The 25,470-nt window shown below is 59.7% G+C and carries 17 protein-coding genes and 2 pseudogenes; 11 read left to right on the top strand and 8 right to left on the bottom strand.

What is annotated here, in order from left to right; all coding sequences use genetic code 11:
- Positions 1-57 precede the first annotated feature (57 nt).
- From DLM86_RS19355 to DLM86_RS19370, 4 genes and pseudogenes are all read right to left on the bottom strand, one after another.
- Positions 58-1,560: pseudogene (locus DLM86_RS19355) on the bottom strand (multicopper oxidase family protein).
- Positions 1,561-1,862: 302 nt separating this feature from the next.
- Positions 1,863-1,987 (bottom strand): annotated as a pseudogene (locus tag DLM86_RS32775) (carbohydrate ABC transporter permease); the annotation flags it as partial.
- A gap of 92 nt (positions 1,988-2,079) precedes the next feature.
- Positions 2,080-2,448 carry a plastocyanin/azurin family copper-binding protein gene (locus DLM86_RS19365; RefSeq protein ID WP_110841696.1) on the bottom strand — a complete coding sequence of 123 codons (369 nt, stop codon included), beginning with the start codon at positions 2,446-2,448 and terminating at the stop codon, positions 2,080-2,082.
- Between the two features lie 187 nt (positions 2,449-2,635).
- On the bottom strand, positions 2,636-3,001 hold the full coding sequence (locus tag DLM86_RS19370) for a phage holin family protein (protein WP_110841697.1): 366 nt from the start codon (positions 2,999-3,001) through the stop codon (positions 2,636-2,638).
- Positions 3,002-3,292: 291 nt separating this feature from the next.
- On the opposite strand from DLM86_RS19370, the gene DLM86_RS19375 reads away from it, so the two are divergent.
- From DLM86_RS19375 to DLM86_RS19385, 3 genes are all read left to right on the top strand, one after another.
- Complete coding sequence (locus DLM86_RS19375; protein ID WP_110841698.1) at positions 3,293-5,656, top strand: endonuclease MutS2; 2,364 nt, start codon at positions 3,293-3,295, stop codon at positions 5,654-5,656.
- 222 nt (positions 5,657-5,878) lie between these two features.
- Positions 5,879-7,318, top strand: a complete 1,440-nt coding sequence (locus DLM86_RS19380; protein ID WP_158289569.1) for a sedoheptulokinase — start codon at positions 5,879-5,881, stop codon at positions 7,316-7,318.
- 19 nt (positions 7,319-7,337) lie between these two features.
- A complete protein-coding gene (locus tag DLM86_RS19385) occupies positions 7,338-9,470 on the top strand; it encodes a Sip1-related alpha-galactosidase (protein ID WP_158289570.1) in 2,133 nt (710 codons plus the stop codon).
- 141 nt (positions 9,471-9,611) lie between these two features.
- On the opposite strand, the gene DLM86_RS19390 is transcribed toward DLM86_RS19385, so the two are convergent.
- Both DLM86_RS19390 and DLM86_RS19395 read right to left on the bottom strand, forming a co-directional pair.
- Complete coding sequence (locus tag DLM86_RS19390; RefSeq protein ID WP_158289571.1) at positions 9,612-10,112, bottom strand: helix-turn-helix domain-containing protein; 501 nt, start codon at positions 10,110-10,112, stop codon at positions 9,612-9,614.
- The gene (locus tag DLM86_RS19395) at positions 10,109-10,486 is read right to left on the bottom strand and encodes an AraC family ligand binding domain-containing protein (RefSeq protein WP_110841702.1); all 378 of its coding nucleotides are present in this window, start codon (positions 10,484-10,486) and stop codon (positions 10,109-10,111) included. The genes DLM86_RS19390 and DLM86_RS19395 overlap by 4 nt, the downstream gene beginning before the upstream one ends.
- Before the next feature lie 118 nt (positions 10,487-10,604).
- Between DLM86_RS19395 and DLM86_RS32780 the strand changes: the two genes are divergently transcribed.
- The gene (locus tag DLM86_RS32780; protein ID WP_110841703.1) at positions 10,605-12,107 is read left to right on the top strand and encodes an L-fucose/L-arabinose isomerase family protein; all 1,503 of its coding nucleotides are present in this window, start codon (positions 10,605-10,607) and stop codon (positions 12,105-12,107) included.
- Positions 12,108-12,216: 109 nt separating this feature from the next.
- Here DLM86_RS32780 and DLM86_RS19405 read toward each other — a convergent pair whose 3' ends face one another.
- Both DLM86_RS19405 and DLM86_RS19410 read right to left on the bottom strand, forming a co-directional pair.
- Positions 12,217-14,952, bottom strand: coding sequence for a DUF6528 family protein (locus DLM86_RS19405; RefSeq protein WP_146250255.1), 2,736 nt, complete (start codon positions 14,950-14,952; stop codon positions 12,217-12,219).
- Between the two features lie 40 nt (positions 14,953-14,992).
- Positions 14,993-16,429, bottom strand: coding sequence for a DUF6528 family protein (locus DLM86_RS19410; RefSeq protein WP_110841705.1), 1,437 nt, complete (start codon positions 16,427-16,429; stop codon positions 14,993-14,995).
- 211 nt (positions 16,430-16,640) lie between these two features.
- On the opposite strand from DLM86_RS19410, the gene DLM86_RS19415 reads away from it, so the two are divergent.
- The 7 genes from DLM86_RS19415 (at position 16,641) to DLM86_RS31770 (ending at position 25,468) form a co-directional block, all read left to right on the top strand.
- Positions 16,641-18,389, top strand: a complete 1,749-nt coding sequence (locus tag DLM86_RS19415) for a sensor histidine kinase (protein WP_110841706.1) — start codon at positions 16,641-16,643, stop codon at positions 18,387-18,389.
- A gap of 1 nt (position 18,390) precedes the next feature.
- A complete protein-coding gene (locus DLM86_RS19420) occupies positions 18,391-20,073 on the top strand; it encodes a response regulator transcription factor (protein WP_110841707.1) in 1,683 nt (560 codons plus the stop codon).
- A gap of 128 nt (positions 20,074-20,201) precedes the next feature.
- On the top strand, positions 20,202-21,869 hold the full coding sequence (locus tag DLM86_RS19425) for an extracellular solute-binding protein (RefSeq protein ID WP_158289572.1): 1,668 nt from the start codon (positions 20,202-20,204) through the stop codon (positions 21,867-21,869).
- A 91-nt stretch (positions 21,870-21,960) separates the two neighbouring features.
- The gene (locus tag DLM86_RS19430) at positions 21,961-22,854 is read left to right on the top strand and encodes an ABC transporter permease (protein ID WP_425453983.1); all 894 of its coding nucleotides are present in this window, start codon (positions 21,961-21,963) and stop codon (positions 22,852-22,854) included.
- A gap of 14 nt (positions 22,855-22,868) precedes the next feature.
- A complete protein-coding gene (locus DLM86_RS19435) occupies positions 22,869-23,753 on the top strand; it encodes a carbohydrate ABC transporter permease (RefSeq protein ID WP_110841709.1) in 885 nt (294 codons plus the stop codon).
- Positions 23,754-23,759: 6 nt separating this feature from the next.
- The gene (locus DLM86_RS19440; RefSeq protein WP_158289573.1) at positions 23,760-24,572 is read left to right on the top strand and encodes a sugar phosphate isomerase/epimerase family protein; all 813 of its coding nucleotides are present in this window, start codon (positions 23,760-23,762) and stop codon (positions 24,570-24,572) included.
- Positions 24,569-25,468 carry a DUF6528 family protein gene (locus DLM86_RS31770; RefSeq protein ID WP_146250256.1) on the top strand — a complete coding sequence of 300 codons (900 nt, stop codon included), beginning with the start codon at positions 24,569-24,571 and terminating at the stop codon, positions 25,466-25,468. The genes DLM86_RS19440 and DLM86_RS31770 overlap by 4 nt, the downstream gene beginning before the upstream one ends.
- Positions 25,469-25,470: the final 2 nt, after the last annotated feature.

Here is a 25,470-nt window from a genome sequence, read left to right on the forward strand (position 1 = left end):
ACCTTGCATGACTTTAGCAGGAGTCGGCCGGAACGGGGCCCGGACCTTTCGATCGAATCAACTTCTGCGACGGACTCTTTTGCTGCGAACAACCTTAAGCGGCCGCATCATATCGTAATCTTCGTGCTCTAAAATATGACTGTGCCAAACGAAATTGCCCGTATACGGTACGAATTTGGCTATAATTTTTGTTACAAATCCCGGGGGAACGCGAACAACGTCTTTATTCCCGCGTTCGTTAGGGGCTGGAGGAATGGCCGGGCCTGTGTAGCGTATTTTTTTCGTCTTGTTGTAGTAATTCACATCGAATGGTCTTCGGCTAAGGATTTGGAAATGAACCAAGTGCGTGTGCATAGGATGCGTGTTAGTACCCGGATTAACGAAGTTCCACACCTCGATGGACCCTAGCTTCGGTCGCTGCGTGGCCGGCGCTTCGAAGCCTTTGCCATTTAGCAGCTGAACCTGCCTTCCATATTGATCGGGGGATGAGTTTAGCTCAATGTACCGTATCCGGCGTGCCTTGGCAGGTGATAGCCGAGGGATCGATCTCAATTTGAAGGGTATTCTGCTTTTATCCGGGGAAGTAAGACGATGGGCTACCCGGAATTGCATGATCTTTCCCGTTGTATTCGGATCAGCCTTTGCTCCTCCCGGAAACGGCGCCCTCGCACTGTTCGTGAGCACAATTTTCTGGCCCTTGTGCCGAGAAAAGTCTATGATTACATCCGCTCGCTCGGCAGGAGCGAGTATCAGTTCTTTAATCCGCGCCGGTTTACGCAGGAAGCCCTGATCGTTCCCGATTTGAATAAACGATTGACCGGAGCTCAACCGCATTTTATAAAAACGCCCGTTGGCTCCGTTTATGATGCGGAACCGGTAATTTCTCGGCTCCACGTTAAGATAAGGCCACACCGTTCCGTTAACCAGATTCGTATTTCCGAAGAAAAGCGGGACGATCGAAGGGTTTACCCCCCTTACCGGCGGGGTAGTGTTGTTCGGATAAAAGAGCTGCCCATTTTTCTTGAACGACCTGTCCTGAATGAGCAACGGAATTTCGAACTTTCCTTTGGGCAAGCGGAAAGACGCTTCGCGAGCATCACGCAGTAGATAAGCGCCGGCGAGACCGGCATACAGATTCAAACGGGTAATTCCGAGCGCATGGTCATGATAAAACAATGTGGCTGCAGATTGCCGGTTCGGATATTCGTACACCCTCTGTTTGAACAACGGTCCGACCCGCCGAAAATTGCGGCTAAACCAACAGTACGAACTTGCGGTTCGTCAGGTCCGGCCCCTGGAATCGTTTTGTCTATAGGCAATAGATGCTTGAGCGGCAGCGCGTTTATCCATTTGACCCGGACACGGTTGTTTTTGCGGGCGACGATGGTCGGTCCCGGATATCTCCCGTTATATCCCCATACCGTAGTAGGCGGAAGATCCCTATGCAGCTTTTGCTTAATCTGTTTCATTCTTACTTCGTAGTAACTACTTTTTTTCGGAGATCTTAGGTTTTAAAACCGGCGGAATGGCGAGTGGGGTAACAAACTTTTTCAGCGGCACGCATGACCCTCCTGACCAATAACTTACATTTATTCCAGGGCGCCAGCCTTGAAACACTGGTATAGTTTAATGCCGGTCGGGTAGATCGTGATACGTACAAGAGCCCAACAATGTTTCTATTCTTACTGTCAATCTTATCCTAGATATGCGTTTGGGTAATGAAATCGTGCTGAACGGCGGCAGCTTTGTTGTGCCATAGAGCAGGATAATTGCCGGGGAGGCCGTCGGGATAACCGGCCGAAGCGAATCCGGCAATCCCGATACGTCTCCCCGAAACGTCTCCTACATTTGCGCCCCCGCCACTCTTTCACCGAGCCAACGACCATGCCTTTGACAAAATATTTTTTTGCAGGAACGGATATACGAGCAGAATCGGCAGCGCGCCGATGAAAATTTGTGCGGCCTTGACCGTATTGTTCGAGATGTTCTAGTCGACTCCCGGCCGATAAAACGAAACAAGCCGGCACCGGCGATGTGCCGGTACCAGCTTGTCGTATCATGACGCTATGGAATCGAACGTTACTCGACGATCAGCTTCGCTTTCATCGTCGCATGGCCGGTGCCGCAAGGCTGGCTGCAAATGATGTCGTACGTGCCGGCTTTGTCGAACGTGACGTCCTTCGACTTGTTCGTGCCGACGTCGACGTTAATGCCGTTAATTTTGATCGCGTGCGCGCCTTCCTTGCTGTCGAGCGTCACTTTCATCGTGTCGCCCTTTTTCACTTTGTATTCTTTTTGGTCGAATTGCCAGTTGGTGGCCGTTATTTTCAATTCGCCGCTAACCGGTCCGGTCGCCGCGGGAGCGCTCGATTCTTCTTTTTTGCCGCAAGCGGAAATGACGGCCAGTACGGCGACAAGCGCGAGCACATACAGCAACGTTTTTTTCATAAGAACCCCTCCATACCTCGTTCGTAATGTGGTAACGAGTCCATTATAGCGAACGGAGGCGGGAAAGTCAGTGACAGACCGGTGAACCTTGGTGAACAAGCGATGGCGGTTTTCGGAAAGCGGGCGGACGCCAAAAGGACGGACCGCTTCAAGCGGACCGTCCCCGGCGCTGCGCTCGATCGGTTCGTTAACGGGCTTCTTCCCGGCTGCGCCCCGCATCGAACGGGGTGCTGACCGGTATGAACAAGTCGATAATCCCGATAACAAGCGCCGCCAAAATTGCACCGACTACCGTTACATATACGCCGCCAACGACGAATTGGGCCAACCAGATGACCGCCGCGCTCGCCAAGAAGCCGACGATGCCGCGACCGAACGGAGTAATTCGTTTGCCGAAAATCCCTTCCACGATCCAACCTAGCAGGGCGATCACCAAGGCCAGGAACAACGCGCTCCAGAAGCCCCCCACGGCGAAATTCGGTACGACCCAGCCGACGAACATCAGCACGAGGGCCGACACGATAAAGCGGATCACATGTCCAAGAAATCGCACTGTACGCTACCTCCTTTGGTATGGTCGCGAACCCGGCGGTTCGCGGGAACGTCATCGCTGCATTCCGGTCGTATGGGCGACAGTATCGGTGCACCCCTTATTTTTTCCACGAAGCCGAAACCTATGTAACCAATATATGGCCTGTCGAACCGTCAGGGGAATTCCGGTTTAATCGTTCCTTCATTAGCTAATCCCCCGGGGTTCGGATATAATAGAAGGCAAACGCCGCAAGTTCCGATACGTGTCGATATAGATTCCGTTTGCTGCGGATGGAAGGAGTTTGACCCCGTTTTGAACCCGAAAGTACTGCATACGCTTGAATACGATAAAGTCCGCAACCGCCTCGCCGAACACGCCGCCACCTCGCTCGGGAAAGCGCGCATCGAGGCGCTGCAGCCGAGTCCCGACTTCGAGGAAGTGAAACGGCTGCTTCGGGCGACGGACGAGGCCGTCAAGGTGGACCGGCTGAAGGGCGGGGCGCCGTTCGGCGGCATTCGCGACATCCGGGCGGCTCTGCACCGGGCGCGCATCGGCGGCACGCTGAACGCGGCCGAGCTGCTCGACATCGCCAACACGATCGCCGGCGGACGCAAGCTGAAGCGGTTTTTGCTGGCGCTTCACGAGAGCGAGCCGATTCCGTCGCTCGCCGAGACGGCGGAGCCGGTCAGCGAGAACCGCATCGTCGAAGAAAAGATCAAATCGTGCGTCGATGATCAGGCGGACATTCTGGACAGCGCCAGTCCCGAGCTGAGCCGCATCCGGCACGAGCTGCGGACGAGCGAATCGCGGGCGAGAGAGAAGCTCGAACAGATGATCCGCACGCCGTCGATTCAAAAAATGCTGCAGGACGCCCTCATCACGATTCGCGGCGACCGGTACGTCATCCCGGTCAAGCAGGAGTACCGCGCCAGCTTCGGCGGCATGGTCCACGACCAATCTGCATCGGGGGCGACGCTGTTCATCGAGCCGGAGGCGGTCGTGACGCTCAACAACAAGCTTCGCGAGCTGAAGCTGAAGGAAGAGCGGGAGATCGAGAAAATTTTGATCATGCTCACCGGCTACGTCGCCGAAGCCGCCGACGAGCTCGCCGTTTCCGTCGAGGCGCTGGGCGAGCTCGATTTCATTTTCGCTAAAGCGGGGCTTGCCCGCGAGCAGAAGGCGACGCTGCCGATCATGAACGACCGCGGCTTTCTGAAGATCAAGAAAGGCCGCCATCCGCTACTGAGCCGCGAGGCGGTCGTGCCGCTCGACGTGGAGCTGGGCAACCAGTTCGCGACGATTATCGTCACGGGACCGAACACGGGCGGCAAGACGGTGTCGCTCAAGACGATCGGGCTGCTCAGCCTGATGGCGATGTCCGGCCTGTTCATCCCGGCCGAGGACGGCAGCCAGCTGTGCGTGTTCGACGCCATTTACGCCGACATCGGCGACGAGCAGAGCATCGAGCAAAACTTGAGTACGTTTTCCAGCCATTTGACCAATATTATTTCCATTCTGAAAGGAATGACTCCGAAAAGTCTCGTCCTGCTCGACGAGCTCGGCGCCGGCACCGATCCGTCGGAAGGCTCCGCGCTCGCCATCGCGATCTTGGAGTACATTCACCGGATCGGCAGCCGCGTCGTGGCGACGACCCACTACAGCGAGCTGAAGGCGTACGCCTTCGAGCGGAAGGGCGTCATCAACGCGAGCATGGAGTTCAACGTGCAGACGCTGAGCCCGACGTACCGGCTGCTCGTCGGCGTGCCGGGGCGAAGCAACGCGTTCGCGATCGCCGAACGGCTCGGCCTGCCCCGGCCGATTCTCGAGATGGCGCGCGGGCACGTCGACGAGGACGACCGCCGCGTCGAGTCGATGATCGCCTCGCTCGAGACGAACCGGGCGGCGGCCGAAGCCGAACGGTTGAGCGCGGAGAAGCTGCGGGCGGAGGTCGAGCGGCTGCGCGCCCAGCTCGAGGACGAGCGCGAGAAGCTCCGCGAGCAGCGCGACAAGCTGATGGCGAAAGCCGAGAGCGAGGCGCGGGAAGCGGTGGCGAAGGCGCGCCAGGAGGCCGACGAGGTGATCCGCGAGCTGCGGCGGCTGGCGCTCGAGGAGCGCGGCGCCGTCAAGGAGCATAAGCTGATCGAGGCGAAGCGCCGGCTCGATCAGGCGGTGCCCGAGCTGCGGGACAAGCGCGACGTGCCGAAGGCGAAGAAGAAGCCGGACGCGGTCGAGGTCGGCGACGAGGTGCGCGTCGTGTCGCTCGGACAAAAGGGGCACGTCGTGGAGGCGGGGAGCGGCGGCGAGCTGACGGTGCAGCTCGGCATCATGAAGATGAAGGTGAACAAGTCCGACGTCGAGCTGATCAAGTCCGCGCCCGCCAAGCCGGTACAGCCGGCAGCCGCCGCCAGCGTGAAGCGGAGCCGGGACGAGAACGTCCGGACCGAGCTCGATTTGCGCGGCAGCAATTTGGAGGAAGCGATTATCGAGACGGACCGGTTTTTGGACGAGAGCTTCCTGAACGGCTTCGGGCAGGTGTACATCATCCACGGCAAAGGAACCGGCGTTCTGCGCGCCGGCTTGCAGGACTATTTCCGCCGCCACAAGCACGTGAAGAGCTTCCGACTCGGCAATTACGGCGAAGGCGGCGCGGGAGTCACCGTCGTCGAGCTGAAGTAAAGGGACGGCCGTTGGCCGATAAATGAGGAACCCGAGACGCGAGAAGCGTTTCGGGTTTTTTTGTTACAACGCCTCATAATGCAACAAAATAATTATTATTTTTTGACGGATTTTGTAGATTCTATCGATAAAAACGTCAAAAACCGATTTACGAACGGGCCAGTTTGCTGTAACGTAGGAGAGAGAGGACGGCGGGTAAGTCGACGGATTGGGGGAACGCTTATGTTATGGGCGGGACTGGATATCGGAACCACCTCCGTCAGCATCGTGCTGACGGACGCCGCTACGGGCGTCGAGGCGTACGCCGCCTCCAGGCCGAACCGCTCCTGGATTCCGGGAACGCGGGAAGATGAGCGGCTGCAGGATCCCGAGCGGATTTGGCGGACGGTCGAGGACGTCCTTCGCGACATCGGGGCGTACCGGCCGGCAATCGCCGGCGTCGGGGGAACCGGCCAAATGCATGGCATCGTTTACGTGAACCGGGGCGGGCGGCATGCGAGCCCTCTCTATACGTGGCAGGACCGCCGCGGCGACCGGCAGCGGTTCCCGGCCGGAAACGCTGCGGCCAGCCGTAGCGGAGGCGGCGGCCGGACTTATGCGGAGTGGCTGTCGGAGGCGACGTCCTCCCGGCTCGCCGCGGGCTACGGTCTCGTCACCCACGCGTGGAATGCGGCGAACGGCGCCCTTCCCGACGAGCCTTGCACGATGTGCACGATCGGCGACTACGTCGCGATGCGCCTTGCCGGCCGCACCGAGCCGATCATCGACGCGACGAACGCGGCCAGCCTCGGCGGCTTCGACCTCGAGCGCGGCCGCTTCGATCCGGCCGCGGCGGAGTCGGCCGGTGCACCGCCCGGGGCGCTGCCGGCGGTCGTGCCGTCGAACGCGCCGGTCGGGCGGACCGAGGACGGCATCCCGGTCTACAACGCCATAGGCGATAATCAGGCGAGCTTCCTCGGCGCGGTCCATTCCGTCAGTCGCTCCGTGCTCGTCAACGTCGGCACCGGTTCGCAAGTGTCCGCTTACGCCGGAACGTACGGCCGTGCCGAAGGGCTGGAGCTGCGCCCGTTTCCCGGCGGCGGCTACCTGTGGGTCGGCGCCTCGATTAACGGGGGCAAAGCGTACGCGCTGCTGGAATCGTTTTTCCGCGACGTCGTGCGCGAGATGACCGGCGCCGAGCCGTCCGGCGACCTGTACGAAGCGATGAACCGGCTGGCGGAGCGGGATGCGGGCGGCCGCCGCGGAACCGGAACGGAAGCGCCGCCGCTCATCCGGACGACGCTGCTCGGCACGCGCGAGGAGCCGGGACTTACGGGCGCGATCGACCTGTTGACCGAGCGCAATTTCACGGCGTCGCATCTGGTCCGCGGGTTTTTGGAGGGCATGGCGCGCGAGCTGCTCGCGTATTACGACCGGTTTCCCGAGGACGTGAAGCGCGGAAGCGCCTCCCTCGTCGGAGCCGGCAACGGCCTTCGCGGCAATCCGGGGCTTCGGCGGTCGGTATCGGAGGCGTTCGGCCTGCCGCTCCGGATCGCCCCGCGCGAAGAAGAAGCGGCCTACGGCGCCGCCCTGCACGCCGCCGTCTCGCACGGCGCCTTCGCCTCCTACGAGGAGGCGGTGCGGGCTTGGTATGCGGAAGAAGACGTCGACATGCGGCGATAACCTTGACAAGGAGGACATCATGTTTCGATTGAACGCATCGAACGGGAGCTTCTCGATTCAATACGACGGGCATGCGGCGGTGGAAGGGCTTGACGTGTTCGTCCGTCTCCGCGACGAGGACGAAATCCGGCTGATCCGGACGGAGGAGGGGGCCAGGAACGGGGACGGGGATGCGCTCCGTTTCGCCGACGAGGAAGGGAACATTCGCGTCGACGTCCGGTTCGACGTGCGGGAACAGGGCGTCCTGATGTACGTCGACGGAACGGTCGACAACGCGTCTCCGTTCGGACGCCAGCGGACGTTCGCCCCGACGGACGGCATCGTCGTGCGGTTCGCCGCCTTGCCGGGACTGACCGGGTTGATGGCGAACTACCAGCACAAGGACTGGTGGACGCGCCCGTACTTCCGGCCGGACCTTCGCACGCTGCCGGGGAAGACGCTGTCGCTGCTCTGGCGTACGGAGCGGACGTACGGCCACCTGCTCCCGGTGACCGGCGAGCGGCTGCGGGCCGATCTGGAGGGCGGCGAGCCGGGGCTCAACGTCCGCCTCTCCGCCTATCAAGGCGGCTTCGGCCGTTACGAGACGCTGGCGCTCGTCCTGACGGCGGACGAATCGCCGTTCGAATTGCCGGAGCGCGGCCTCCGGCTCGCCGGCGAGACGGGCCGCGTCACAGTCCGGCCGCGTGCCGACAAGGCGTATCCCGCCATGCTGGACGGGCTCGGCTGGTGCAGCTGGGACGCCTTCTACCATGACGTCAGCGCGGAAGGGCTCGACGCCAAGCTGGCGGAGCTGCACGGCATGGGGCTGCCGATCCGCTGGGTTATGATCGACGACGGCTGGTCGGACGTCAAGGACCGCAAGCTGCGTTCGTTCGATGCGGAGCCTTCCAAGTTCCCGAACGGCCTGGGCGCGTCCGTCCGTTCGTTGAAGGAGCGGTACGGCGTCCGGCACGTCGGCGTCTGGCATACGATCGCGGGGTATTGGGGCGGCATCGATCCGACGGGCGAGCTGTTCGCCCAAGTGCGCGGGTCGCTGCACGAAGCGAACGGCGGAGCGTGGATCCCGGCGCCGGACGCGGCGGTCGGCTTCGGCTTCTGGAACGCCTGGCACGATTATTTGCGCCGGCAAGGCGTCGACTTCGTCAAGGTGGACAGCCAAAGCGCGGTGCTCAACTTCCTGCGCGACCAGAAGGCGATCGGAGCCGCGGCCAAGGCGATGCACACGTCGCTCGAGGCGTCGGTCGCTCTCCGGTTCGACGGCTGCGTCATCAACTGCATGGGGATGGCGGGCGAAAACGTATGGAACCGGCCGGCGTCGTCGCTTTCCCGCAACAGCGACGACTTCGTGCCGAACGAGCCGCACGGCTTCCGCGAGCACGCGCTGCAAAACGCGTACAACTCGTTTTACCACGGCGCCTTTTATTGGGGCGATTGGGACATGTATTGGACCGATCATCACGAGGGCCGTTCGAACATGGTGCTGCGCGCGGTCAGCGGGGGCCCGGTCTACGTCAGCGACAAAATGGGGGGCACCGATCCGTCCAACCTATGGCCGATCGTCTACCGCGACGGTTCGATCGTCCGCTGCGACGAGCCGGGACGCCCGGGTGCGGACTGCTTGACGGTCGATCCTTCGGCGGAGCCGATTCCGCTCAAAGTATGGAGCCGGTCGAACGGAACCGGCGTGCTGGCGCTGTTCCATGTGTACGACGGCGATCAAGCGGCGGAAGGAACGGTATCCGCGGCCGACATTCCGGGGCTCGAGACGGAGACGGTGCTTGTCTGGAACTATTTCGCGGGCGAAGCGACGAAGCTTGCTCCGGGCGAACGGCTCCCGGTCCAGCTCGAACCGAAGGGAACGGCGCTGTACAGCCTCGTCCCGCTGCGTCACGAGCTCGAGCCGATCGGCTTGATCGGCAAGCTGGTGCCGGCCCACGGCGTGGAGCGCATCCGCCGGGAAGCCGACCGCGTCTTCGTCCGGTTGAAGGAGGGCGGGCTGTTCGCCTTCGTATCGGAGCGGGAGCCGGCAAGGGCGCTCTCGAACGGCCGGCCGGTCGGCATGACGGCCGACAGCGGTCGGGCCGGCGTCTATACGATGGACTGCGGCGATGCGGAAGGGCCGGTCGACGTGGAGATCGTGCTGCGGGCGTAGCGTGAGCCAGGGCGGGCCATCGATCGGGACTCGACCTCGAATGGAACGGCGAGCGGATCGCTCCACGTAGAAGCGAAACGATCGTGAAAGCGGCGTTCCCGACGGACGCCGCTTTTTGCCGTTCCTCCGGCCCTCCCGCCCTTATTCCTCCGGCCGCTGCCATTTGCGGCGATAGACGAGCGGCGTCTGTCCCGTGCGTTCCTTGAAAAGCCGAATGAAATGGCTGACGTTTTCGATGCCGACTTCGGCCGCAACGCCGGCTACGGAGCGGTCGGAATACTTCAACAATTCGATCGCCTTCGTGATCCGGGTATGAATGAGGTACTCGTTCGGCGAAAAGCCGGTGTGCTTTTTGAACTCCTTGGCCATATGATATTTGCTCACCGATTGCTTGGCGGCCAAATCGTCGAGCGTCAGCTTCTCTTGATAGCGCAGCGCGATGTCCCGAACGACGCCTTCGACGAAGCCGGGAGGCTCTCCGAATCCGCTCTCGGCGAGTTGCCGGTCGAGCAGGCATTCCGTCAGCAGATCGACCAGCCGTTGGGAGCAGAGGAGCTCCTTCATCCTGCCGCTTTGTCCCTGCAGCTCGATCAGCTGCCGAATAAGCTGCGGGACGCGGCTGTGCCTCCGCGGCGCAATCACCGGCCTTCCTCCGCAAAACAATCGTAGTATCCCTTCGCGGAGGGCCCGTTGAAATGAACCCACAGCAGCTCCCAGAGACGGTCGGCGTGCGTGCGATAATGATGGTAGTCCATACAATCGATCCAAAACCATTGCCCCGCGGATACGGAATAAGCATCGCCCCGATACGTCAAGCTTCCCTGTCCGTCGAGCGTAAAGACGATCAAATAAGAGTCGAGCCGTTCCCGTTCCGTAAAATAGGCGGGCAAGGTGCGGAAGTGGCCGATTTCCTGGACATAAAACAACGATTGCTTCGCAAAAGGAGACGGAGCGCTTACAAGCCGCTTCGAATCGTCCGTCCAAGCCGGAGCGTATCGTTCTTTGACGTTTGCCATGCGAGCATCTCCCCAAGATTGTGTTATTATTCACCAATATTGATGGATGTTCATCCATACAGCGCTCTCTATAATAGGATACAAATCTGCTATTTCCATTGTAAAGGGGGGGCTGTTCATGTCGATGCCGAATCCGATCAAACCGAGCAAGAAGCCGCGGGCGGGACTTTACTCCGTTGGCTTGCGCGCCTATTGGGAGCAATTTCCCGGACTGCGGGAGAGGCTGCTGCAGTACAATGCGTTCATCCAGAAGCGGATGTCGGAATGGGCCGAGGTGTATAATTTCGGCTTGGTGGACGCGGAGGACACGGGGCGCGAGGCGGGGGAATGGCTGAACGCGCAGCAGGTGGACATCGTATTTTGCCATGCCGCGACCTATACGACAAGCTCGACCGTACTGCAGGTCCATCAGAGGTGCCAAGCGCCCGCCGTTTTCTTGAACCTTCAGCCGACGGCGCGGATGAATTACGAGCAGTCGACGACGGGCGAATGGCTCGCCCACTGCGGCGCTTGTCCGGTACCCGAGTTCTCGAACGCGTTCGAGCGGGCCGGACTTTCCTTTCGCGTCGTGAACGGCTTGCTCGGGCTGGACTACACCCCCGATATTTCGCTGACCGACGAGACGACCCACGAGAGGATCGAGGCTGTGCGCGCATGGAAGCGGATCGAGGAATGGCTGAGGGCGGCCGGAGTGATGCGCACCTTGCGGCAAAGCCGGTTCGGCTTTCTGGGCAACACGTACGGCGGCATGCTGGATCTGTACAGCGATTTTACGATGGTGCAGGCGCAGACGGGGCTGCACGTCGTCGTGCTGGAAATGTGCGATCTCGATCGTCTCGTCAAGGACGTTACGCCGGCAGAGGTGAGGGAGAAGCTGGCGCACATCCATGCCATGTTCCGGATCAGCGGCGATTCGCCCTCCGACCCGATCGCCAGGAAGCCGACCGAGGAGCAGATGGAGTGGTCGGCCAAAGTGGCGGCCGCGCAGGAAAAGCTGGTGCGGGAGTACGATCTCGACGCGCTGACTTATTATTACCACGGTGCGCCCGGCGGAGCTTACGAGAAGCTGCAAAGCGGGTTTATCGTCGGACATTCGTTGCTAACCGCCGGCGGTATTCCATGCTCGGGCGAGGGGGATTTGAAAACGGCCGTTGCCATGAAAATAGGCGACATCGCCGGCGCGGGAGGAAGCTTCTCCGAAATCGTCGCGGTCGATTACGAGGACGAGACGATTTTGCTCGGACACGACGGACCGTTCCATATCGCCATATCCGAAGGCAAGCCGATTTTGCGCGGCATGGGGCTTTATCACGGAAAGCAGGGAACGGGCGTGTCCGTCGAAGCGAAAGTGAAGCCGGGCCCGATTACGACGCTCAACGTGACGCAGACGGGCGACGGCAGGCTGAAGCTCATCATAAGCGAAGGCCGCTCCACGGACGGTCCGATTATGCGAATCGGCAATACGCAGACGCCGGTCAAGTTTCGCCTTCACCCCGACGATTACATGGACAAATGGTTCGCCGAAGCGCCAACCCACCATTGCGCCATGACGGTCGGACATAACGCCTCCCTGTTCGAGAAAGTCGGCGAATTGATGAAGATTCGGCACGTAACGCTATAAGCGAGGGAGTCGATTGACGCGGATGAAGCGAAAGCGCACCGGTTGTCGACAGCCTGCGGCCGACTTTAACGCGGCAGGGCCGGCGGAGTCGATCCGCCGGCCCTGACCGTTAAGGCAAGCCTCGTTTCGATTCGAAGCGAATGTCCGATACGGTCGTTTTCGTATCGTGCCCGGCATCCTCCGAGAACACCGCTACCCCCGCCCGAAGCGATTTGTCCATATTGACGCTTATGCCCGAATGTCCGGGATTGCCGTTGAACGGCACCCACTCTCCGTCTTTCTTGTAAAACCCGACAAACCGGTTTCCGGTTTTCTCCAGCTTCAAGCGGACGGGGAATACGGTGTAATCCCCCTTGATCTCTTGAATCGCGCCGTCCTTCGTTCGGCCCGTCATGACGATGCGTCCTTGCGGATTGACCGTCAAGGAGACCGACGGCCCGTACGGATCCGCTTCGCCGCCCTCGCGGAACATGATTCCGGCACGGCCGTTATGGCCGGTCGAGGTTTTGTAAACCGATTGGACGACGCTCGTGACGGCGATCGGGTTGGCGGCACCGACGTCCCGGTACAAGTAGACGAGATCGTCGCCGGCCGATCCGAAGCCCGTGCCGTTCGCCCGCAGGTCAAATCCGTTCTCCGTCGCCGAGATCACCCCTTGCGCATGCCCGTAAAAATCGGCGTTCCATGGGGAAGGGAGGCGTTCGGCCACGATGGCGCATTCGCCGCTCTCGACGGTCCCGTCGCTTTTCGTCACGGAGACGGTTATAACGGCCGTTCCCTCCGCATGAGCGGTCACGACGCCGTTCTCATCGACGGTCGCGATGGCGGGATTTTGGCTGGCGAAGCGGATTTGAGCTCCGTTCAACGGGTCGATTTGCCCGTCGCGGGTCCAGCCGACGACCGTCAACGTCCCCGTTTTGCCGACCAGCAGTCTGGAAGGCTTCAGCCCGATCGACAACGGACTCGTACGCGAATACACTTCGATCTCGGCGAACTGCATATGATAGTTGCCGAACGGGTCGCCGGTCAAGTTCGTGCCGACAACCTTCACATAACGCGCCGACGCTGCGGGAAATACGTATTCCAGCATGCCGCCGGGCTTGGACGCCTGGTGTCCGACAACCGCAACCGACCAGCGGACGTTGTCCTCGGACACTTGGATCGTGAAATCGGTCGGGTACCCCAATCCGGTGTTTTTGCCGTCCGCCCGCGGATACAGATCGACCGTATTGACCGTGTAGACGGCGCCCAAGTCGACTTGGATCCATTCCGTATGATTGTTCTTGATATCGTTGTAGCTGGTCCAGCCCATCGAGCTGGAGGTCGACGTACGCAGCCCGTCGGTCGCCGCACGGGCGTACCAGCCGGAGCGGCCGTAATCGCTGGAGGCGGTAACCGTTTTATGCAGGGCCAGGTTCGTATACGGCCCGATGATCGGCGGCTCCGAGGGAAGCTGCTGCGGCAGCTGATAGCGGAAATCGGACGGCAGCGCATACAGCCTCGATTCTCCCGGCTGCAAGGCGCTTGTCAGCCTGGCCGACCCGGCATCGTAATCGGCTGCGATCTCCGTGCCCGTTTCCTTCGACACTTCCGTGACCGGATCGATGCGGCGGTCGGCGTCGAATTGGAGGACGGCCGTTTGCGCCCGGGCAAGGGAAAGATTGACGACAGACAAGTAGCTTCTTCCGGTCGCCGGATCGAGAAAGCGGGAGAGCGCGATCGGGTCCTGCGGGTTGTCGACGTTCACGAAGTAATCGTCGGGGATCTTCGCTCCTCCCCCGGCTGCGCCCGCGCTCCCCGCATAGAAGCTCTCCGAGACGGTCAACCGGTTCAGGAAGGCCGCGCGCATGTCCGACCGGCCGTCCCAGATGCGGGCTTTATAGATGGCCGAGCCGGTCGCCGTTCGCGTCGCGTCGGGCGAGAACAGGTCGACGGTATCGGTGCACCAGCCGTTTAATTTGCAGTTGCCCGGCGGCGTCTTGAGGTTGTCCGGTCTCGTCTCCACGATTGGACCCGAAGGCAATTGGCCCACGGACTTGACGAACGAACGGTTCGCTCCGCCCGGCGCGGGCGTAAACGTCTTCGCGGCGATGTCGTACACGTACACCTCGGCGTTCGTGCTGACCCACAGCTTGTTGGCGTCGCCGTCATAGGCGGCGACATCGTGGCCCCACGGGCTGGGCAAAATGGCTCTGCGGCCGGGTTCCTCCGTCAAGGTCGGGCTCGCATCCGTTCCGCCCACGCGGAGCGCCGTCAATATATGCTGCTTCGCGTCGGCATCGTGCCCGATGACCCACAGCAGCTCGTTCTCCTCGTCCCAGTGGGTCGCATGGGCGAAGTCGAGCTTGAACTCGCCGTACGCAACGGCATCGGGACCTTGCGAGGACGCGTAGACGCGCACCCATTTGCCGTCGCTGGCGGCAACGGCGATGTTGCCGTTCGGAAGAAGCTCCGCGGAGTGGGGATTGCTCCCGATGCCTACGTCCGCCGCCCAGATCCGCGTACCGGTCGGGTACGAAGCGATGGTGGCCAATTGTCCGGCCGTTGCGACCAGCACGCGTCCTTTCAGCTTCGCTTCCGAAGGACCGTTCCACAAGCCGACCTCTCGGGACGTATAGCCGAGAGCCGTACTCGGCTTCCAGGACCATACGCGCGCATCGACGCCGTCCCAGTCCGGGGATGCCGGATCGTACGCTTCGATCGTGTTGTTCGCTTGATTCGTGATGGCGATGAGACAGCAGGGCGGGGCGGCGGCCTCGGTTTTCGGGTCCGAATGGAACCCGTACAGAACGCCGGCCAACAGGATCGTAAAGGCAACGGCCGTTACACGCAACATTTTTTGCATAGCGAGCCCTCCATCTGGGTTCATGGTTATCGGCCGTTCGTTATTGATTCAGCACCTCGACCTCGGCGAACTGCATCAAATAATCGGTCGGACCGACCTTGGGGATTTTGGTGGCATAAATTCGGATCGCCGTCGACCAGTCCGTCGTGCCGAGCGAAAACGTCTGGGGCGCGTTGCCGGGCTGGGGATAACCGGTCACGGTTACCCGGTCCAGCCAAGCAGAGCCGTTCCACACCTGGATTTTAAAGTCGATCGGGAACCCTGCACCCACATAGCCGCTATCGCTCCTCGGGTAAATGACGACCGTGTTGAACGCTTGCGGACTCGTGAAGCCGGTCGCGAACCATTCGGTATGGTTGGTCGTCTTCCCGACACCGCTGGAAAAGCCGTAAGAGCCCGCAACCGAGCCGGACTGTCCGTCTACGGCTTTCGCCCTTCCCCACGTGGACGATTCGTAGGTGCTCGAGGAGGAGGGGGAAGACTTCAGCGCCAAATTGTCCTGAGCCGTACCGGAAGTGCCGTCATAGCCCGGAATCCACGGGCGCGCCTTATAGATTTGCGCTCCGGTTACGGGCCGGGTCGCCGTCGGATTCGTAAAGCTCACCGTATCGGTCACCCAGCCCGTCTTCGGGAACGTATAGACGATTTGGCCGCTCGGGACGTTGCCGACCGATTTCACCATTTGGCCGGAATCGTGCAGGACGCTTGCCCCGACATAGGAGTCGTCCCAGCTGTTTTGGGCGATGTCGTACTGCCACACGCGCCAATTGACCGCAATCCACAGCCGGTCGGTATTGCCGTATACGGGCCAGACGTCGTGCCCGTAAGGGATCTCCCCGTTCGTGAGCGGAATGGGGACCTTTCGGAATTCGCTGAATTCCGGGACGCCGTTTACGTAGTTCACGTGCAGTCCGACGAGCGTGAATTTACCGACGGCCCAAAGAACGTCGCGGGTATCGTCCCAATGGACGCCGTGGGCGTCGGGCAGATCGTACGTGATCGGGGTCGCGATGCCGTGCGATACACCGTACAGGCGCACCTTGCCCTCGACGGATCCGACCGTTGCGACGTCGCCGGTGGGCAGCACTTCGATGGAATGCAAGTTGACGGTACCCGTTCCGCCCTGCACGACGGACCACAGCTCTTTGCCGCCCGGATAGGCCGCGACCGTGGCGAGCCCGGCCCCGCTGACCGTCGCCATCACTTGGCCGCCCCAGAAGCCGCTGTCTCTCAGCTTGACGTCGGCCGCTCCGTCCCACGCGGCGATTTCCGCCGAGCTGTAGCCGGCCGCGGCGTTCGGCTTCCATTCCCATCGTTGTGCGGGCAAGGTGTTCCAGTTGTAGACGACGGGGTCGTACACTTTAATTTTGTCGCTGACCCCGTCCGTGACGGCCACCCACGCGTTGGAGTCCGCGCCGGCCGACTGCGGCATAAGCAGCGCGGCGGCGAGCGCAATCGCCGATATGCTTCTTTTCATCAACCCTTCCTCCTTTGCTTCATATTGGATTGCGCCTTCATTTTATGCCCCGCGGCGGATCGACCAAAATAGTAATATTTCGATTTTTGTTGCCCGATTTATACCGATTTCGTCTTTTCGGGCCGACCGGAACGTTACGTCCTTCCCCCCGCCGTGACGGGGATGGTACAATCATCGTGAATTTTGCGGTGGAAAGCGAGGAACATCATCCATGAAACGGTTCAAGCGTCCGAAGTTGAACATTTACTTGCGTCTCGTGTTTACGCTTTTCATTATCGTGGCACCTTTGTATACGGTAAGTCTTCTGCTGAACAGCTCGGGCGAGACTGCGGTCAAAAGCGAAATATCGAATTCGATGCTGGCCAAAGTTCATTTTTATTTGGGACTTCTCGAGCTGGATATTAGCAAAATCGCCAAGCTCGGCCGGGAATATATAGCGGACGACGACATCGGCAAGCTGAGCGTCGCCGCCCAGGTCATGCCCGACTTCGAGAAGACGAGAGCGATGCTGCGTCTTCAGAAGCAGCTTCTCCTGCTGAAAGCGTCCAGCAGCTATATCGCGAACGCCAGCATTCACATTTCGATGATGGATCGTACGATTTCCGCCAACAATACGGTCGATCGGATTCCGATGGAGGAATTCGAGGCTTTGTCCGTCTCGCCCAATCCCTACAACTCCCCTTTCATCACTTGGCGCAACCGCATGTTTATTACGTATCCTTATCCTGAATACGCTTTAACGGACCGGAAGCCGGCCTTTCTGGTCGACATCGAAATCGACCGGAAGGAGATCGAACAAGTGCTGCGGCAGATGCTCGAAAACAAGATGGGCGGTTCGCTGCTGGTCGATACCGATCTGCGATGGAGCATTTCCGGCAGCGACGACCGGAGCAAGGATCGGGCTTTGACGGATTGGGTGAAGGGCAAGCTGTCGGCCGGATTGTCGCAAGGCGTCGAGTCGGCCGAAATCGGCAATGAAAGCTACTTCATCAGCTTCGAGCATTCGCCCGTGCTCGGGGCCGCGCTGGTCGCCTATTTGCCCGAGAACAGCGTCATGGCGCCGCTCGATAAGCATCGGGTCTGGTTTTGGCTGCTGTCCGGCATTTCGGCGATCATCATCGCTTTTTTCTCTTACGTCATCTACCGGTTGATTCATCGTCCGCTCCGAACGCTCGTGCGGGCGTTCCGGGCCGTAGAGCACGGGGATTTCAACCAGACGGTCCGTTACCGGTTCAAGGACGAGTTTTCGTACCTCTACTTTCAGTTCAATGCGATGGTAGAGCGCATCCGGGTATTGATCCACGAAGTGTACGAGGAGCGATACCGGGCCCAGGCTTCCGAATTCCGGCAGCTTCAATCCCAGATCAATCCGCATTTTCTATACAACAGCTTCTTTACGCTGTCGAGAATCGCCAAGAACGAGGATTACGAAAACGTGACCCGGTTCACCCGTTATTTGGGCGAATATTTCCAATTTATTACGCGCGACGGCGCGGGAGAAGTGACGCTGGAGACGGAATGGAACTTCGCCAAAACGTTCGTGGACATTCAATCGTTTCGATTTTCGTCCCGGATCGAAGCCCGCTTCGGGGATATTCCGGAGGCATGCAAGAGCCGGACGATCCCGAGGCTCATTATTCAACCGATCATCGAAAACGTGTATAACCACGGGCTGGCGAACAAAAAAAGCAACGGGCTGATCGAAGTCGCGCTGGAGCGGCAGGAAACGCAGCTGTCGATTTCGGTCGAGGACAACGGCGAAGATCTCACGGACGAGAAGCTGAGCGAATTGCAGGCGCAGCTGCTTTCCAAGCGGCAGCCTATGGAGACGACGGGACTCGTGAACGTTCACCGGAGAATTCAAATTCGGTTCGGCGAGCAGTCCGGCTTGCGTCTGACCCGCAGCCGTTTGGGAGGGCTGAAGGCGGAAATCATCATTCCAGCGGAGGAGCGGATGTAAGATGTACCGATTGTTAATTGTAGACGACGAGCCCATTATCGTGGACGGCATATACCGGCTTCTTCAGGAGGAGGAGCGGTTGGATCTGGATCTCAACCGCGCCTATTCGGGGGACGAGGCGCTGGAGAAGCTGAACGCGATGCGATACGACATCGTGCTGACCGATATCCGGATGCCGGGCATGTCGGGGCTGAAGCTTCAGGAGAACATCGTGGCGCGGTGGCCGGCATGCAAAGTCATTTTTTTGACGGGGCATCCCGATTTCGAATACGTGCAAGCGGCGATGCGCAACAAAAGCATCGATTATATCCTTAAAACGGAAAGCGACGAAGAAGTCGTTCGCAGCGTGGCCAAGGCGGTCGAAGCGCTGAACGCCGAGAGGCTGAACGCGAAGTTTCTGGACAAGGCCGCGGAGCAAATTCAGCTGGCCATCCCTTCGCTGCAGCGAGAATATATGCTCGGGATCTGCGAAGGCACGAAGTCGATCTCCGCCTTGAAGCCCGAGCTGCTGCGGGATTTGTACATTCCGCTGCGGCTCGGGGAGCCGGTTCTGCTCGTCATCGGGCGGGTGGACGGCTGGCCGAGCCGGATCATGAAGGCGTCGGACAAAGCGCTCATGATGTACGCCATTCACAATATCGCCAAGGAGCATTTGGCTTCCTGCTCGTTTCACGCCGTCAATGCGGATCAGAACCGCTTTATTTGGCTCATTCAGCCGGGAGAAGAGGCCGGGAACGGGTCGGACGACGCCGATTCGGCTTGGAGCGTGACGATCCGGCTCGTGCACGGCGTTTTGGAAGTGATTCAGGCGACGAGCCTGCAGCTGCTGGAGGTGCCCGTCTCGTTCGCGTCGGGGAAGACGGCCGCGGAATGGAGCGACCTTCCGGCCTGCTACGCCATGCTGCGCAACGGGCTCGGCCGGGGGCTCGGAATCGGCCGGGAAACGATGATTATCGTGGACAAGCGGCAGGAGGACGTGGCGCTCGAGGAGGGAGAAGGCCGCAAGCAATCGATCCGGAATTTGGCGAGACGGTTGACGGGCTCGGACGGTTATATCGAGAGCGGCGACAAGGAAGAATTTATGAAACGGATGTACGAAATTGCCGGGCTGATGGACGACTTGTACGACGATACGGGGTTTTTCCTGGAAGTGTACTACGCGATCGCGTCCCACCTGCTTTCCCAAGTGAACCGGTGGGGAGGCGGGCGGGACGAGCTTCCCGACGTTCCATTGGACAAGCTGTCCCGCTACGAGCTGCACGCCACGAGAAGGGAGGCGTTCGAGTACTTGATTCAGACCGCGGTGCGGCTGTTCGAGGCTCGCGACAGCGAGAAGGCGGAGCGCACCCATCAGGTGGTGGAGGCGATCAACCGGTACGTGGAGGCCCACTTGGATCAAGATCTTTCGCTCACGACCTTGTCGGAAATCGTCTATCTGAATCCGTACTACATGTCGAGATTGTACAAGCAAATTACCGGTTTGAATTTGTCCGACTATATCGCCGACGTCCGGCTGAAAAAAGCGAAAGAGCTTGTTGCCGGCTCCCACCTGAAAATGCACGAAATCGCCAAGCAGGTCGGCTTTGAATCGCCCGCCTATTTCACGCGGATTTTCAAGAAAAAGACGGGGTGGACGCCGCAGGAATTCCGGGAGCAAGGCAGGTCGACCCGCAGCGAGCCGTGAGTCACAAACGATGTGGTGCAAAAAGGGCAAGAGAAGTGCAAATGTTCATATAGGAACGAAAATAGGGCCTCCCTATAATGGAACTTGTAAGACATTCGAGAGGTTACGAGATAAAGGGAGGTTGCCACATGAAGCATTTGAAAGCGTCCTTATCGTTTGCCGCAATCGGTACTCTGCTCCTCGCATCGGCATGCGGTTCCACCGCTCCTGCGGACGAGAAGCCGAAATCGGGCGATTCGTCCTCGACGGCGCCGGCCGCGCCAGCGGGTCCTTTGAGCAAATACCCGACTCCGATTGAAGTGACCACCGTCCGGAGCGTCGACGCTTCCATCAAGTTTGTCGGAAGCGATACGATCGACAACAACGAATGGACCCGGGCGTATCTGGATGAGCTGGGCATCAAGCTGAAGTACAACTGGATCGCGACGAGCGGGGAAGATTCGGCGCAAAAAATGAACGTCATGATCGCATCGGGCGATCTTCCCGATATTATCCCGGTGAATGCGATCCAGCTGAAGCAGCTTGTCGAGGCCGACCTGATCGCCGATTTGTCGGACGTATACGCCAAATACGCTTCGCCGCTCGCGAAAAAGTTCATGGAAGGCAACAGCCCGGAGCAGCTCAATTCGGCCAAGTTCAACGGCAAGCTGATGGCGATCCCGAACACGAACTCGTCGATCGACGGCGCCTCCATCCTATGGGTCCGGACGGATTGGCTCAAGAAGCTGGGGCTGTCCGAGCCGAAGACGATGGACGACGTCGGCAATATCGCCGAGGCGTTCGCCAAGCGGGACCCGGACGGCAACGGGAAAAACGATACGTTCGGACTCGGCATCAATAAAGGCATCGGCGGCGGCGGTATTATGGGATTGGCCGGCTTTTTCAACGGCTTCCACGCCTATACCGGGTCGTGGGTGAAAGATGCGTCCGGCAATCTCGTATACGGCTCGATCCTGCCCGAGGTGAAGCCCGCGCTGCTCAAGCTGCAGGAGATGTACAAAGCCGGCTTGCTCGATAAAGAGTTCGGCGTGAAGGACGGCGCCAAGGCGGGCGAGGACGCGGTAGCCGGCAAAATCGGCCTGTACTACGGAGCCATGTGGAACCCGATCAATCCGCTGCAAAAAGGAAAAGATCTCGATCCGAACATGGAATGGGGAGCGTTTCCGATCGTATCCGTCGATTCGAAGCCGGCCCGGCCGCAGGTGGGCAATCCGGTCTTCGCCTATTACGCGGTGAAGAAAGGCGCCAAAAATCCCGAAGCGGTCATGAAGATGGTCAACCTGTTTGTCGAAAAGGGCTGGGGCGAGAAGCAGGACTTCGACAACTTCTTCACGTCCAAGGACGGGATCGAGCTGTTCAAGCATTCGCCGTTCAACGCCTGGTCTCCGACGAAAAACCTGGATGTGCATTTGGCGGTCGTCAACAGCTTGAAAACCGGCGATACGTCCAAGCTGAACGGGGAGCAAAAATCGACCTACGACAAAATCAAAAAGTTTAACGAAGGCGACAACAAAAATTGGAACCAGGCGCGCGTGTTCGGCGAATCGAGCTCGTTCGCGGTGATCAACCAATATCAAAACAACAACCTGCCGCTGATGAGCCAATTTTTCGGGGCGCCGACCAAGACGATGGGCGAGAAAAAAGCGACGCTCGACAAGATGGAGCTGGAAACGTTTACGAAAATCATTATGGGCGAGCCGATCGAAGCGTTCGATAAGTTCGTGGAGGATTGGAAGAAGCTGGGCGGCACCGACATCACGAAGGAAGTCAACGAATGGGCTAAATCGGCACGGTAATGCCGGCATGCAAGCGAGAGCTGCGGCGGAGGAGAAGCGCCTCCCCGCGGCTCTATTATTACCCGACGTTAGATAAGGAGAGGATGCACCGATGATGAACAAATGGCGGCACGAGCTGCCGCTGCATCTCATGATGCTGCCGGGACTCGTCATCCTGCTCATATTCAGTTATTGGCCGATGGTCGGGATCGTGATCGCGTTTCAAAAGTACGTGCCGGCCAAGGGGCTATTCGGCTCGGAGTGGGTCGGACTGAAAAACTTTTTGTACGTTTACAACCTGCCGGATACGTTCCAGATCGTCTACAACACGATCTATATCGCCGTGATGAAAATCGTCGCCGGGCTGGTCGTTCCGATTACGGTCGCGCTGCTGCTCAACGAGGTGGCGAGGGAAAAAATCAAACGAAGCATCCAAACGCTGATTTATTTGCCGCACTTTTTATCGTGGGTCATCCTGGGAGGCGTGCTGATCGACGTCTTGTCGTTGAAAGGGATCGTCAACCAATGGATCGGGCTGGCCGGAATCGACCCGGTCTATTTTCTCGGAGACAACGACTGGTTTCCTTACGTGCTGGTCGCCACCGACACCTGGAAAGACTTCGGTTTCGGCACGATCGTCTATTTGGCCGCTCTGACCGGCATTAATCCGAGCCTGTACGAGGCGGCCGTCATGGACGGAGCGAACCGATGGAAGCAGACGATCCATATTACGCTTCCCGGCATTTTGCCGGTTGTCGTTCTTATGACGACCTTGAGCTTGGGGAACGTGTTGAACGCCGGGTTCGACCAAGTGTTCAATTTGTACAGCCCGCAAGTGTACGAGAGCGGAGATATTATCGACACGTTCGTCTATCGCATCGGGTTGATCGATGCGCAGTACAGCGTGGCGACCGCGGTCGGGCTTTTCAAATCGGTCGTCTCGCTTCTGCTCATATCCGTATCGTATATGTTGGCCTACCGGTTCGCCGGATACCGGATCTTTTAAGGAGGAACGCACATATGGTTCAAAGAACGGGAGCCGGCCGAACGCTGTTTATCGCATTCAACTATACGTTTCTCATCGCGCTCGCCGTGCTTTGTCTGCTTCCGCTCGTTCACGTGCTGGCGGTTTCGTTCAGCTCCAGCGCGGCGGCCATGGGAGGCATGGTGAAATTGTGGCCGGTCCAATTCACGACGAGCGCCTACGAGTTCGCCCTGCAAAAGCCCGAATTTTTGACGGCTCTGTTCGTTACGGTGAAACGAGTGTTCCTCGGAACGGCGATCAGCATGTTTTTGACCGTGTTGTCCGCCTATCCGCTCGCGAAGGAGAAGACGAAGTTCCGATGGAGAACGGTATACGCCTGGCTGTTCGTCCTGACGATGCTGTTCCACGGCGGCTTGATTCCTTGGTACATGACGATCAAGTCGCTGGGCATGCTCAATTCGATATGGGCGTTGGTATTGCCGGGAGCGGTTCCGGTATTCAACGTGATCCTGCTTCTGAACTTTTATCGGGGACTGCCGAAGGAGCTGGAGGAATCCGCCTTTATGGACGGCGCCGGCCATTGGACGACGCTTTGGCGCATTTATGTGCCGCTGTCGACGCCGGCGCTCGCCACGATCGGCCTGTTCACGATCGTCGGGCACTGGAACAGCTGGTTCGACGGACTGATCCTGATGAATTCGCCGGAGCATTATCCGCTGCAAAGCTACTTGAGAACGATCATCGTCGGCCAAGATTTGACGATGCTCACCTCGACCGATTTGTCGCTGCTGAACGAATTGTCCGAACGGACCGTCAAGACGTCGCAAATTTTCCTCGGTGCGCTGCCGATTATTTTGGTTTATCCGTTTCTTCAGCGATTTTTTATTAAAGGCATCGTGATGGGCAGCGTGAAAGGATGAGAGATGATGATGGAGCATGGATTCGCGAATAAATCGGACCCCTGCGCTTGGAAGGTAGGCACCTCCTTCAGCTTGGCGAATCCGATCGACTTGGAGGCGGTGAAGGAAGCGGGGTTGGCGTGCATCGAGCTGACCTGGCAGCCGCTTCGCCTAGCGGACCCGGACGTCAAGCGGGCTTGCGACGAGGTCGTGAGCAGGGCGCGGGAGCTCGGGCTCGAAGTATGGTCGCTGCACATTCCGTTCGGGACCGAGTGGGATCCGTCCAGCCTGGACGCCGCCGTCCGCGAGCGAGTCGTCGGCCAGGTTCGCACGGTGCTTGCCTGCGCCGAAGAATGGAACATTCGAACCGCCGTCTTTCATCCGAGCTGGGAGCCCGTCGCGGACGAGGAGAGGTCCCGGCGATTGGAGACGGCGCGGGAAACGCTCGGCTTGTTGTCCCGCGATGCGGCCGAGCGGGGCGTGAGGCTGGCGGCGGAATGCTTGCCGCGGACCTGCCTCGGCCATTCGGCGGACGAAATGCTCGATTTGCTGGCCGCCAACCCCGAGCTGGGCGTATGCTGCGACGTCAACCATCTGTTCCGGGAATCGCCGCAGCAATTTATCGAACGGCTGGGCGATCGGATCGTGACGACTCACATTTCCGACAACGACGGTACGGACGAGAAGCATTGGATGCCGGGCGATGGGATCATCGCGTGGGACGAAGTGATCGAGGCGCTCGCCAAAACCGGCTATCGGGGACCGATCATGCACGAGGTGAGAAAGCCGGATCCGTTCCGGATCGCCGACAACTGGAGAAAGGTGTTGAAATCGTCATGACGGCCGAAACGGGACGCGGGCTGCACGAGTACGGCATAGCCGTGACGGACCAAGCCGCCGAGCGAATTACGGTATACGATCCGGCGAAGAACGACTGGAACGACGACGAGGCGAAGCTGTGGTCGTGGGCCCCTTCCGGGACGAACGGATTCGCCGGGCTTACGCGCGGATGGGGACTGCCCTCCGACGTGAAGCTGCGCGAAGGGAGAACGGGCGGAACGTACATGGTCGTCACGGATTCCCGCGGACTGGCGGCGATCGTCCCTTATCCGGCGGGCGATCGCAGGACGTGGGGAGCGATCGTGGGCGGCAACCCGCACGCGGCCGAGCTGCTGCCCGACGGGAACATCGCTATCGCGGCCAGCGAGGGCGGCTGGGTTCGGGTCTATACGGCGTCGCTCGGGCCCGATTCGGCCGACTTCGCGGAATATGCGCTCCCGGGAGCGCACGGGGTGCTTTGGGATCCCCGGCTGTGCCTGCTGTGGGCGGTCGGCGATCGCGACTTGGCGGCGCTTCGGGTGAACGGAACGGCCGAAGCGCCGGTATTGGAGGAAGCGCTTCGGTCGAAGCTGCCGTCGGACTGGGGTCACGATCTGTTCGCGGTATACGGAAATCCGGACAAGCTGTGGGTTACGACCAATACGCGGGTGTACCAGTACGACAAGCCGGGCGACAGCTGGTCGTCGTCCTATGAAGGAGCAAGCGAGATCGACGAACGATGGGTGAAGAGCATCGGCAACCAGCCGTCCGGTCGTGTAGTCAAGACGGTTCAAAAGCCGGGAACCAAGTATGTCTGGACGACGGATACGGTCGACCTGCACGTTCCGGGCGATCGGCGAACCGTTTCCGGAGGAGCGTTCTATAAAGCCCGCATATGGAGTACCGATTATCAATGAGA

It is taken from the genome of Paenibacillus flagellatus, assembly GCF_003217775.1.
GTDB classification, from domain to species: Bacteria; Bacillota; Bacilli; order Paenibacillales; family NBRC-103111; genus Paenibacillus_AB; species Paenibacillus_AB flagellatus.